This window comes from Leisingera sp. G5_S3_59_S7 (genome assembly GCF_054968485.1).
The window spans coordinates 1-12,478 of record NZ_JBQKUH010000087.1 but is presented as its reverse complement, the minus strand read 5'-3'; the positions used below and the strand labels follow the sequence as shown (position 1 = coordinate 12,478).

10 protein-coding genes and 1 pseudogene are annotated in these 12,478 nt (G+C 56.5%); 5 read left to right on the top strand and 6 right to left on the bottom strand.

The window, feature by feature from the left end:
* Positions 1–70: 70 nt before the first annotated feature.
* The 5 genes from ACTRWG_RS21665 to ACTRWG_RS21645 all read right to left on the bottom strand — a co-directional run bounded on the left by ACTRWG_RS21665 (position 71) and on the right by ACTRWG_RS21645 (position 4,860).
* Complete coding sequence (locus ACTRWG_RS21665; protein ID WP_027233577.1) at positions 71–1,165, bottom strand: ABC transporter ATP-binding protein; 1,095 nt, start codon at positions 1,163–1,165, stop codon at positions 71–73.
* Between the two features lie 16 nt (positions 1,166–1,181).
* Positions 1,182–1,982, bottom strand: a complete 801-nt coding sequence (locus ACTRWG_RS21660; protein ID WP_027233578.1) for an ABC transporter permease — start codon at positions 1,980–1,982, stop codon at positions 1,182–1,184.
* Positions 1,979–2,824 (bottom strand): ABC transporter permease, encoded by an 846-nt coding sequence (locus ACTRWG_RS21655; protein ID WP_027233579.1) that lies wholly within the window; start codon positions 2,822–2,824, stop codon positions 1,979–1,981. Before ACTRWG_RS21655 ends, ACTRWG_RS21660 begins: the two co-directional genes overlap by 4 nt.
* A gap of 82 nt (positions 2,825–2,906) precedes the next feature.
* On the bottom strand, positions 2,907–4,025 hold the full coding sequence (locus ACTRWG_RS21650) for a polyamine ABC transporter substrate-binding protein (RefSeq protein ID WP_027233580.1): 1,119 nt from the start codon (positions 4,023–4,025) through the stop codon (positions 2,907–2,909).
* A gap of 19 nt (positions 4,026–4,044) precedes the next feature.
* Positions 4,045–4,860 carry a creatininase gene (locus tag ACTRWG_RS21645; protein ID WP_036796624.1) on the bottom strand — a complete coding sequence of 272 codons (816 nt, stop codon included), beginning with the start codon at positions 4,858–4,860 and terminating at the stop codon, positions 4,045–4,047.
* A gap of 98 nt (positions 4,861–4,958) precedes the next feature.
* Between ACTRWG_RS21645 and ACTRWG_RS21640 the strand changes: the two genes are divergently transcribed.
* The 5 genes and pseudogenes from ACTRWG_RS21640 (at position 4,959) to ACTRWG_RS21620 (ending at position 11,664) form a co-directional block, all read left to right on the top strand.
* Positions 4,959–5,855 carry a LysR substrate-binding domain-containing protein gene (locus ACTRWG_RS21640; protein WP_027233582.1) on the top strand — a complete coding sequence of 299 codons (897 nt, stop codon included), beginning with the start codon at positions 4,959–4,961 and terminating at the stop codon, positions 5,853–5,855.
* A 100-nt stretch (positions 5,856–5,955) separates the two neighbouring features.
* Positions 5,956–7,176, top strand: coding sequence for a M24 family metallopeptidase (locus ACTRWG_RS21635; RefSeq protein WP_027233583.1), 1,221 nt, complete (start codon positions 5,956–5,958; stop codon positions 7,174–7,176).
* Between the two features lie 252 nt (positions 7,177–7,428).
* Positions 7,429–8,451 carry a GlxA family transcriptional regulator gene (locus ACTRWG_RS21630; protein ID WP_027233584.1) on the top strand — a complete coding sequence of 341 codons (1,023 nt, stop codon included), beginning with the start codon at positions 7,429–7,431 and terminating at the stop codon, positions 8,449–8,451.
* A 157-nt stretch (positions 8,452–8,608) separates the two neighbouring features.
* Entirely contained in the window at positions 8,609–10,180 is a 1,572-nt protein-coding gene (locus ACTRWG_RS21625) for a BCCT family transporter (RefSeq protein ID WP_051357615.1), read from the top strand.
* Between the two features lie 605 nt (positions 10,181–10,785).
* A pseudogene (locus tag ACTRWG_RS21620) lies at positions 10,786–11,664 on the top strand (transposase).
* 200 nt (positions 11,665–11,864) lie between these two features.
* On the opposite strand, the gene ACTRWG_RS21615 reads toward ACTRWG_RS21620, so the two are convergent.
* Positions 11,865–12,478 (bottom strand): aldehyde dehydrogenase family protein (locus ACTRWG_RS21615; protein ID WP_036796669.1); only part of this gene is annotated, 614 nt, incomplete at its 5' end.

The following is a 12,478-nucleotide window of genomic DNA, read 5'->3' as shown; positions in this document are numbered from 1 at the left end:
CCGCATGACGGGCGCGGAGCAGGCCGCATTCAGCCGGGTGCAAATAAGTTGGCAATGCCCGTTAGACTGTTCATTCGCCAGGCAGAACGTGACAATGCTCCGGCAGCCAGTGAACCAAAAGTCTCTGTCCTGCTCTGATGTCTACCGTCTTAAGTTCGTCATGTCCCTTTTGCACTTTAAGTTCCTGACCCTGATCGGTTTCCAAGAAGACAGTGGCAGAGGCCCCTGCAAATTCGCCGCCGACAACCGTGGCTTCAATGCTGTTTCCTGTCCAGGGCGTCCCAATGGCGGCTAATGACATGTTCTCAGAACTCACCGCAAAAGCCAGCGAAGATCCTTCAGTCTTTTGTACTTCTGAAGGCGCTTTCAATGTGAATGCCGAGTGTTCTGATGCAACTTGCCAAGCTTCATTTCCGCCTGATTTGAGGCTGCCGGCAAACACGTTGGATGAGCCCAGGAAGTCCGCAACAAAGCGGTTGTGCGGTTCGCGGTATATTTCCTCGGGCGTACCGATCTGTTCAATCTTACCGCGGCTCATGATCACCACCCGGTCGGCCATGGAGAAGGCCTCGGACATCGAATGGGTCACGTAGACGAAAGTGATGCCCAGATCCTTTTGTAGGCCCGAAAGTACCGACTGCATGCGCACTTTCAAGTGGGCGTCAAGAGCGGAAAGCGGCTCGTCCAGCAGCAGGATCTTAGGTTCGGTCACCAGCGAACGGGCGAGCGCGACACGCTGGCGCTGGCCGCCGGACAGCTGCGAGATATTGCGGTCAGCAAACTCCAGGATACCAAGCCGGTCCAGCCACTTGCGGGCCCGCTCACGCCGTTCACCCTTGGACACTTTGCGCATTTTAAGGCTGAATTCGACATTCTCCTGCACCGTAAGGAAAGGGAACAGGGCCAGGCTCTGCCAGACCATCGGCGTGTCCCGCTCCCAAGTCGGCTTGCCGTTGATCTTCTCCCCGTCCAGAAAAATGCTGCCTTCGGTCGGGTCCTCAAGTCCGGCCAGCATCCGCAAGGTGGTTGTCTTGCCGCAGCCCGAAGAGCCCATGATCGCCAGGAATTCGCCGCGGGCTATTTGGAAGTCGGCCTTTTCAACAGCGGTGAAGCTGCCGAACTTTTTAACAACGTTGTCAAAATGCACGATTGGAGTGTCCAGCATGGCTCTGTCCTGTCTGTTAAGAGGTCTTGGCGTTTGGATTGCGCATCAGAAGCTGGGCAATCACGATGAAGGAGATTGAGCTGACAAAGGCGAGCGAGCCGATGGCATTGATCCGGGGGCTGACCTGGCCCTGAAGGAAGCCCAAAACCTTGACTGGCAGGGTCTCGTTCAGGCCCGACACAAACCAGGCCACCGCGAACTCGTCAAAGGAAACAGCCATGGTGATGAACAAGGCGGCATAGATTGCGGGTTTGGTGAAGGGGATGATCACATGGCGCATGGTCACCCATTCATTACCGCCCAGGTTCCAGGCTGCGGCTTCCAGATCCGGGTCCATCTGCGACAGGCGCAATCGGATGATGGCCATGGCAAAGGGGCTGCACATCACGCCGTGGGCAATGATGACTGAGACCACATTGCCGGAAAGGCTGATACGGGAAAGGAAAGCCAGCATCGCCAGGCCCATGATTACCACCGGGATGGTGGGCGGCAGCAGGGCCAGGGCCAGATAGGCGGTTTTGCCGAAGAACTCGTAGCGGAAGTCGGTGTAGGCGCCGCCAAATCCCAGCAGCGTGGCAATCGCTGCAACGCAGGCGCCAACCAGCAGAGTGTTGAAGAAGCCGGCCCAGACCAGCGGATCTTCCCAGATTAGCCGGTACCATTCAGTTGAGAACGAGCCTAGCGGCAGCGAAGGAAAGCGGTCCGAGTTTAGTGAGAAAACAAAGCTGCCGACAATCGGTGCAAAGATGAAAATCAGGCACAGCGTGATATGCAGTTTCAGAAGGCCGTCGATAATGGGGTTGCGGTTACCGGTCATTTTCCAGCCTCCCTGTAAGCGAATTTGATGGCGGCAAAGGCTACTGTCAGGAGTGTGGCGATCATCGTTAGAGCCACTACCGCGGCGCGCGGCCATTGCTGCCCGGATTTGGTGATGTCGGTGATCATGATCGAAAGGGTCGGCGGGTTGCCTCCGCCCAGGTAAAGGGGGCTCACAAAGTCGCCAAAGCTGAGGATGAAGGCGAAGAGACCCGCGATCACCAGACCGGCTTTGGCGGAAGGTATAATCACTTCCAATACTGTCCGCAGGCGGCCGCAACGCATGTTGTGGGCGGCCTCGACCAGATCACGGTTCACAAAATTCAGGCTGAAGACCTGCAACAGGATTACCAGCGGCAGGCACAGGGTGGCATAACCGGTGAGGGTGCCAAAGCTGTTGTTGAGCATCGGATACGGGCCGAGGCCAAAGTAACCCAGGAAGGCATTAAGGATGCCCGCGTCGGACAGGAAAACCTGCAGCGAATAGACCCGGACCAGATAGCTGGTGAAGAAAGGGATGATCAGGACGAAGATCATCCAGCGTTTCGCATTTTCGCCCAGTTTGAACGAGATCGCATAAGACGCCGGGAAAGCCGTCAAGCTGATCAGCACCGCACTGGCAGAAGCCAGCAGCAGGGTCCTAAAGTAGGCATCCCAGAACACGCTGCGGGAATAGATCTTGACCCAGTTCACAGTGTCAAAATCGGGCTGCATTTGAAAATTCCGCACCGTCCAGAAACTGAGCGCCACCAGAAACGCCAGGGGAAACAAAAAGAAGGCCAGCTGCCAGATAAGTAGAGGCAGCGAGAACGTCAGTGAAAACAGATTCGGCCGTGTATTCATTGGTCTTTCAGCGCCGGGAGGCAGCTGACCTTCAGTTGGGCACCGGTAGCCGGGGGAGGAGACAGCTCCGGTGCTGGTGGGGTTAGGCGCCTTTGTAATCGGACCAGAAGTCGTTCCAGTCCTCGAGGCTTTGCTGCACTGGCAGCTGGCGGTACTTGATGCGGTCTTCGCGGATCAGGTCCATGGCGTTGTGCTGGCCCAGCACCATGTTCTGCCTCTTGGCTTCGGCCGGGTTCGCCTCATTCAGCACGACCCAGCCCTTCTTGTTGGGGATCAGCGCCGGGTAGGCCGCCATATCCGCCGATTTCGCCTGGCCTTCCGGCGAGGTGATGTACTGAATCCACTTGCGCGCCATCTCCTGGTTGCGGGAGCCCTTGCCGATCGAGAAGCTCTCGGTCCACTGCAGGCCGCCTTCCTCCGGAATGGCGGTGCGCACATTGGCGCCGTTTTTTTCGAGCACGCCGGTGATCCAGTCGCCAATGCCCGCAAATGCGGTCATCTGACCGTTCTTTAGCGACGAGAAAGTACCGCCATAGTCAAAGAATCCGCCCACCTGGCCGCGCAGCGCCATGGTGCTGTCCTGCACCTGCTGCCAAGCCTTGTCACTCAGGTCGAAGGGATTGGGATTGCCGTTCAGCAAGCTGATCTGCCCCAAGTTTGGAAGGTGCCAGTCGAAGTGGCCCAGTTTGCCGGTCAGGCGGCTGTCGCCGAAGACGTTGTAGCTGGCCGCATCGCTCTCGCTCAGCACATCGGCGTTATAGGATATGCCGAGGAAGCCAAACCGGGTGATCACCGAGTAGAGCTTGCCGTCCTTCCAGTGACCCGGGAATTGCTGGAACTCCGGGAAGAAGTCATCAAAGGCATAGTCGATTGGGTCCAGTTCCTCAATGTATCCGGCCGCGTTCAACTGCTGAACATATTCGGCGTCGGACAGGATGACGTCATAGGTGCCCGGCGGCGACTGGGCGATCAGGCCCAGCATGTTGTCGCCTCCGGTGTAGTATTTCGGGGTGAACTTTACATTGTGCAGCTCTTCAAATTCGCCAACGACATCAGGCTCTGCATGGCCATACCACGCCAGCATCGACAGATTCACGGTTTCGGCCGCGGCCCGGATAGACAGAAACGGGGTTGCGAGGGCCGCGCCTGCGGCCGACTTCAGCAGCGCCCGCCGGGTGGGATGGGTAAGTTTGGCAGTCATGTCAGTCTCCTTGCTGGTTTTATTGCGCAGCTGTAGCCGCCGCGCTTGCCGGAGAGCGTTCTCCGAATTCTTTCCGCAGCGCTTTGACGATCCCTGCGGTGCAGACATTGAGAAGCAGCTCGCCCTTTTCCGCCGAGGCATCCTTGGGGGAGGACAGGGTGCCGGTGGAGGGTGTCCAGTCCTCGTGCGGGGGGTAGACGTCATAGGGCGGAAATTCGGCCGGCGGGTGGTCGATTGCGTCCTGCAGCCACACCAAATCCGGGTAAAGCTTGAGCATCAGCGAAGTTTCCAACACACCGCCGTGTTCGATGTCCCAACCCAGGAAGCCGTCGGGGTAGAGCTTGGCGATTGAGTCATCGCCGACAAAATCCCAGTAGGACAGCACCACAATTTTCATATCGGTGATGCCGTCCCAGCGCAGTTCCCGCAGGGCCAGATCGATGCCCTCAACGATGAACCAGGAGTTTTCAAAATGGCCGTTCACCAGGCAGATCTGGCGGTTGCCGTGGCGGGCGAATTCCTTGATCACGTCTTTCAGTGCGTTGACCAGACTGCTGCCATCCAGACTAGTAGTGCCGGGAAAGAAGTTCCCGCCTCCGGATTTCTGGTGTGATTTGTAACCATAGGTAAAGGGCGGGGCGACAAGGCTGCCGGTTTCTGACGCAGCCCTGCGGGCAAACTCGGTCGGCAGCAGTACGTCTACATGCATTGGCATGTGATGCCCGTGCTGTTCCATCGATCCGATCGGGATCAGAATGGGGGTGCTGCCACCTGTGACGCGCGATTTATACTCCGGCCAAGGCAGCTCGGCGGCAAAAACTGAAGCGTTCTTCATGGGGAGGCTCAATCCGGGAAGTTAAGGTTGGCTTTACTTTGACTCCAGATGCGCCATGTGGGAAATTGATAGTGGCAATGATAGAATAAGATTTGTAAATGTCTCGAAAGTTCACGAACCTGCAAACTGACTTGCTGCGCACCTTTGTGACGGCAGTCGATCTAGGGAATTATACTGAAACCGGACAAACTCTTGGCCGGACCCAGCCGGCGATTTCCTTGCAAATTCGCCGCCTGGAAGAGCTCAGCGGCTGCAAACTGATCGTGCATCAGGGCAAGGAGCTGACGCTTACGGAAGATGGCCATGCTCTGATCGGGTTTGCCCGTGAAATACTGCGGCTGAACGACAGCGCTGTGGCTCGGCTGTCGCGTTCCAGCATTCAGGGCGTGCTGCGGGTCGGCCTGCCGATCGACTATGCAATCGGTTTCTTTCAGGAGATCATTTCGGACTTTGTTTCTGAAAACCCGGCCGTCACGCTGGACATTCGCTGCAATTGGAGCCGCGATCTTTTGAGTAAGCTGCATGCGGACGAGTTGGATATGACAATTGCCATTACCGACTCCATGCCGGCGCCATATGTCTCGCACTACTGGTCTGAACGTCCCAAATGGGTTTGCGCAAAGGGGTTTCATTTCAATCCGGATGAGCCGTTGCCGCTGGTTCTGCACCCGGAGGGATGCGTTTACAGGGGCCGGGTGATCGAAGCGCTGAATGGTGAAGGGCGCAAATGGCGGATCGCTTTTGAGAGCCCCGGCATCTCGGCACTGCAGAACGCGGTGGCCAGCGGCTGGGGCATTTCTGCCCTTACAACTAAGACCCTGCTCCCGGGCATGCGTATCCTGACACCGGACATCGGATTTCCGCAGCTGGCGCGAATACATGTCGGGTTGTTCTACAAACATGTGCGCCAGAGTGAGGCTGCACTGAAATTGATCGAACAGATAGCAGGAGGCGTTGGGGGCTTCCGTAAGACTCTGAAGCCGACGTCCGGGTAGGATGAATTTGGGATATTTATAGTAGGATCATATCTATTAATTTTTTGAGATCTTTTTTCGGTGTTACCGACTGGGACACGCTCCGAAGAAAGGATCAAACATGTCTGAAGATATGCTCCACGTCATGGAATGGCACAATGGCGAGAAGGATTTTTCGCCATTCTCTGACCAGGAAATGAAACGCCGCCAGGACGAGCTGCGCGGCTGGATGGCAAAACAAAATGTCGATGCGGCGCTGTTCACTTCCTACCACTGCATCAACTATTATTCTGGCTGGCTGTACTGCTACTTCGGGCGCAAGTACGGTATGGTAATCGACCAGAAAAATGCGACCACGATTTCCGCGGGCATTGATGGCGGTCAGCCTTGGCGCCGCAGCTTCGGAAACAACATCACCTATACCGACTGGCGCCGCGACAATTTCTATCGGGCTGTGCAGGAGCTTACCAAGGGTGCTAAGCGTGTCGGTATCGAGTTCGACCACGTGTCGCTGGACTATCGCCAAGCGCTGCAGGATGCGCTGCCGGATGTGGAATTCGTCGATGTGTCTGGCCCCTCCATGTGGATGCGGACGATCAAATCCAATGAGGAGCTGAAACTGATCCGCGAAGGCGCGCGGATTTGTGATGTGGGCGGCGCAGCGGTGGCCAATGCGGTGAAGGCAGGTGTGGCCGAGCATGAAGTGGCAATTGCAGGAACCAATGCGATGATCCGTGAGATTGCAGCTTCGTTCCCCTTTGTTGAACTGATGGACACCTGGACCTGGTTCCAGTCCGGCATCAACACCGACGGCGCCCACAACCCCGTCACCAACCGAATTGTGCAGTCCGGCGATATCCTCAGCCTCAACACCTTTCCGATGATCTTTGGCTACTACACTGCGCTGGAGCGGACCTTGTTCTGCGACCATGTGGACGACGCCAGCCTGGACATCTGGAAAAAGAACGTCGCCGTGCATGAGCGCGGGCTGGAGCTGATCAAGCCCGGTGCAAAGTGCAAGGATATCGCGTTGGAGCTAAATGAGATGTACCGGGAGTGGGATCTGCTGAAGTACCGCTCATTCGGTTACGGTCACAGCTTTGGGGTGCTAAGCCACTATTACGGCCGCGAGGCCGGGGTCGAGCTGCGCGAGGATATCGATACCGAGCTGAAGCCCGGCATGGTGGTGTCGATGGAGCCAATGGTCATGCTGCCAGAAGGCACGCCGGGCGCAGGCGGCTATCGCGAGCATGACATTCTGATCGTAGGCGAAGACGGTGCCGAGAATATAACCGGATTCCCCTACGGCCCGGAGCACAACATTGTCGGCGGTAAGGCCTAAGATGCAGGGGAAGACCGGAATACTGCTGCAGGGGCTGACCTGTTTAGTTGTCCTGGCTGGGTCCATTAGCCTGCTTTCGCTGGCCCCGGATCCGCAGCGGACCAGCGAAAGCGCCGCCAAATGGGTCTATTTGCGTCTGGCCTTCCCCGTCCCGCAATAACAACACACCGCGCCCGCGTGTGCGGTGCTTGAAAATGCCTGAATATCAAAACCCGGACAGAAGCTTGCTTTCTAATGTCCTGGAGACCGCCCATGCAAGACAACCGCTTCCTTCCGAAAGGCGCTGCCACTGTACGCTTCGACAGCGACGCGCCACCGAAGAAATTCCATTTTCTTCTGCTGCCCAAAACTACGATGCTGGCCTTCAGCGCCGCAATCGAACCGCTGCGGATTGCCAATCAGCTAACGCAGAAGGCGCTTTTTGAATGGCATGCGCTCAGCCCGGATGGCCTTCCGGTAACCTGCTCGAACGGCATTCCGATACAGGTTGATTCCGGGCTGGTCGACCTGGACCGCAACGCTTCGCTCTTTGTCTGTGCAGGGACGGAGCCAGCGCAATCCTATGACAGCCGGGTTGTCAGCTGGATCAGTCGCCAGAAAGCGCATGGTGCAAGCGTTGGAAGCATCTGCACCGGCGCCTTTGCTTTGGCGGCAACAGGTGTTCTGACCGGGCGGCGGTTTACTCTGCATTGGGAAAATGCCCCGGGTTTTGTCGAGCTGTTTCCTTGTCTCAAGCCGTCCGGCAACTTCTATGAATCCGACCGCGGGCTTTACACCTGTGGTGGTGGCCATGCCGCAACAGACATGATGCTTGAAATCATTGAGGCCCACTGCGGGGCCCACCTTGCTTCCTGCGTTGCCGACATGTGCCTGCACAAACGCCCGGGAGCAGGCATGTCGCGGCAGATTTCGCCGGTGTCATCAATGCTTGGCTGCCGCAATCAGAATCTGATCCGGGCCGTGCGCTTGATGCAGGCGAACCTGGAAGAGCCGCTGGACATGGATAGAATTGCCAGTGCGCTGGCTGTCTCTCGCCGCCAACTGGAGCGCCTGTTCCAGAAATATGTCGGGCAGTCTCCCTGGCAGTTCTACTTCGGCCTGCGGCTGGAGCGGGCCTTTTCCTTGCTGAACGAAACCGACCTAAGCGTGCGCGAGGTCGCCATGGCCTCAGGCTTTGAAAATGCCTCGTACTTCTCCAGGCAATTCAAGCGTAAGTTTGACCGTTCACCGCACAGTTTCCGCAAATCCTGGTCGCTTAGCAGCTGCGCGCCATAAGCATCCTTAATCCAGGTATTTGCAGTTCTCATTACCTGCCTCCCCACTGCTCCGCTAAGGTCTCAGGCTGAACACCTATTGCCTGTTGCCGGCCTAGGAGGTCGGGTCATGGCTGGCCCGCCCAGGTCCAGCTGAAACACAAAAACAGGGAGAAACAATGTCACTCGAACAAGGCTTTGACGGCCACTACCCCTATAATGCCGTCGCCAGAACCGGCCTGTTGAAAGGCGTGCATGCTCGGATGAGCATAGCCTCGAAACTCATGGTCATCGCCTTTGTGCTGTTCACGGTAGCCAATGTCGAATTCGCCTCCGGCGTGTTCGACGGGATCAAGCTGTGGATCACCAGCACCCTTAGCTGGTATTACATCCTGATGATCAGCATCTTCCTGCTGTTTAGCATCTGGCTGGCCTTCAGCCGCTACGGCCACATCCGGCTGGGCAAGGACAGCGACCGGCCGGAATTCGGCAACTTCTCGTGGTTTGCCATGCTGTTCAGCGCAGGCATGGGCAATGGCGTGCTGTTCTGGAGTATCGCCGAGCCGATGTACCACCTGCAGGGCAACCCGTTCATCGAAATGGCAGGAACTGAGGCGAACTCAGCGCTGGCCGCCAGCACGGCAATGTTGATTACAGCCTTTCATTGGGGCGTCCACGGCTGGGCAGTCTACGTGATTGTTGCTTTGTCTCTGGCCTTTTTTGCCTACCGCAAAGGGTTGCCGCTTTCGATGCGATCCACCCTTTATCCGCTGATCGGCGATCGGATCTACGGGTTCTGGGGCCATGCCGTTGACCTGCTGGCAATCTTTGGCACAATTTTTGGGGTTGCCACCACACTGGGGCTGGGTGTCCAGCAAATGAACACGGGTCTAAACCTGCTTACTGGAATCGCCAATTCGACAACCAATCAGATCATTCTGATAGCTGTAGTGACCGGCATTGCTACACTCTCGGCCGTCTCGGGTGTGTCCAAAGGTATCCGCATTATCAGTGAATTGAATATGTGGTTGACCTTCGCGATCCTTGCCTTCTTCCTTTTTGCGGGTCCCACGGTCTATCTGCTCGGCCAATACGTCAATCTTCTCGGTAACTATGTGCAGAATTTTGTGCCGATGGGGATGTGGGTGGATGAAGAAGCGGGGCGCGACTGGCAGGGCTGGTGGACCGTTTTCTATTGGGGCTGGTGGATCGCCTGGTCACCCTTTGTCGGCCTGTTCATCGCCCGGGTTTCTAGAGGCAGGACCCTGCGCGAGTTTGTGGTTGCCTTGCTGATCGTCCCTCCGCTTGTCACAATGTTCCTTCTGGCCATGTTCGGTGGCAACGCGGTTAGCATCGAATTGCAAGGTGCTGGCGGCATCATCGAAGCCGTGAATGAAAGCCCAACCCTGGCGCTTTACGCAACGCTTGAGGGCATGGAAGTTGGTCTTTGGGGCACTGCCTTTGCTGCAATTGTCACCTTCCTGATTGCCTCATACTTCATCACTTCGTCGGACTCCGGCACCTTGGTGATTTGTACCATGCTAGCGATGGGCAGCCAGCATCCACCGCATGTGGTCCGAGTCTTCTGGGGCGTTACCGAGGGAGTTGTCGCCAGCGTGCTGCTGGTCGCGGGAGGTCTTGTTGCTCTGCAAACAGCATCGATCGCCGCTGCTCTGCCGTTCTCCTTTGTGATACTTCTCATGATGATCAGCTTGTACAGAGCGCTGAAGGAGGAAATGCCTACCAGGTAGCGCATCGGGCATAAAGTTTACACGTCACTCCCGAAAAGATGTGGGGTGGCGTGTATTTTTTTAATACCCGTTAGCCTAAATTTCTAGGGACAGGATTCACAACAAAAGTTGCCAGCTCCGGCCGGACCGGCTCGGCGCAGGTTTGTGTAGCCGGGCTTCCTGGCACCGCTGTGTCGGTAACCGCCCTAAGGAACCGAATGCTCACCTTTTCCTCCGCTCCCGGTCAGCAAAACTGAACAAACCCTAGTTGATGTCCAGTTTTGATAGGTTGCTGCCCCCTGAAGTCGGCTTCTCCAAATGGCGCTTTCAGTCTCTGCATGTTTTTGCTCGAGCATCCCAAGATCACAGCACCATTTTAGATGAGTCATATTTGGCGAGTTTCACTGCAGCCGCGGACTGGTTAGGCAGCTCCAGCAAAAACCATTTCATACAGCATTCTTCTAGATTGATCTCTTCATGACACTAAGAGCTAAAGGCCAGGCGCAGGCATAGCAGGCGGAATTCAGATCAGATAGACTGACTTATTTTACATAAGCCGGATTAAGCGTTTTTGTTGTACGCGGGGCGCGCGCTACCCCCAACTGCGACTCTTGTTAGAAAACAGCATGTTGTCTGACGAGAGGAAACGAAATGGAGCTGTTTACAGCCAACTGAGTATCACGGAACGGCGCAAGATTGAACGCTGGAGGCATGCGAAGGTCCCTGTGAACGAGATCGCGTGCGTCCTTGGGCGCTGCAGATCGATGATATTCCGGGAGTTGAAGCGGAACCATTTCTCGGATCCCTGCCTGCCGAAATGTGATGGCTATTATGGCGCCGCAGCCCAGCTGATGGCGGCCGGCCGGCGCGCGAGGCAACGCAAGCTGATCCGTCATCCGGAGTTGTGCCGCCGTGTCGTCGAGCGGCTGAAAAATGGCTGGACGCCAGAACAGATCGGCAAAAGGATGATCCTTGAAGGCGCTAGGCTGCGGGTCTGCCAGGAAACCATATACCGGTACATCTATTCCAAGGAAGGTATGACGCAGGATCCGATCGGCATTTTCCACGCCAAATTCGATGGCCGTCTTCCCGGATGGCAATGGCAGTGTCCTTCAGCGAAACGTCGAGCCCAATATGCTGACTCATTCTCAGTCTCCATCAGTTGCTTCAAACAAGACCCCTTTTCGGGTCACGCTCTGGATCATAGCGAAGGAAAGACATTCCGTTTCCAGGACGGGCCACGGTCGAAGCAGGGCGATTAACCCATGTTTTGCGACCCCTCCTCGCCTTGGCAAAAAGGCACCGTTGAGAACACAAACCGGCGGGCCCGGCGATGGCTCCCGCGGAAGCGCGACATTCGGCAGTTCTCAGATCACGACATGAAAGTGATTTGCGACCGCCTCAACAACACGCCCCGCAAATGCCTCGGGAGGAAGACGCCCGCAGAGGTCTTCAGAGAGAAGATGATGGAAGAACTGGGCTGCAGTCCCTACCCTGTGAAGTAACAAAAGTCGCGGTTCAGGTATCGCTCACAAGTGCCAAGCGCGATTTTGCTCTGGCTTTTGTCCGGGAAAACTATGCGGACTTCGGGCCGTCGCCGCCACACCATGTGGAGGCCTGCTGTCTTTCCTCACTCAACTGCCGGGGCCCCGACCGCAATGGAAGAAGTCAGGGCAGGCCGGAATAGCTCCCCCTGGTGTTACAGTCAGATGGAGAGGCAGAAGTACTTAACCTCTAGATAGTCCTCTATTCCGTATTTAGATCCTTCGCGCCCGTTGCCGCTTTCCTTCATCCCGCCAAATGGCGCGACCTCGGTCGAGATCATGCCGGTGTTGGCACCAACGATGCCGAAGTCCAGCGCTTCGGCGGTGCGCCAGACGCGGCTAAGGTTCTGACCGTAGAAATATGCAGCCAACCCAAATGGGGTTCTGTTGGCCATTTCGTACATTTCTTCAGGATCGCCAAACTTGATGATAGCTGCGACAGGGCCGAAAATCTCCTCGTGAAAGATTTGAAACTCCGGCGACACGTCGGTCAGTACCGTCGGCTCAAAAAAGCTTTTCCCCAGCGCGTGGCGCTTGCCGCCGGTGCTGATCGTGCCCCCTCGGCCAGTTGCATCAGCAACCAGTTCCTCAACTTTTTCAACCGCGGCCTGATCGATCATCGGTCCAATTTGCACATCTTCACCGAAACCGTCACCGACGCGCAACCCGCGGACCCGGGCGGTAAATTTTTCTACAAAAGCGTCGTGGATGCCTTCCTGCACGAAGAAACGATTGGCGCAAACACAGGTCTGGCCCGCATTGCGGTACTTTGATG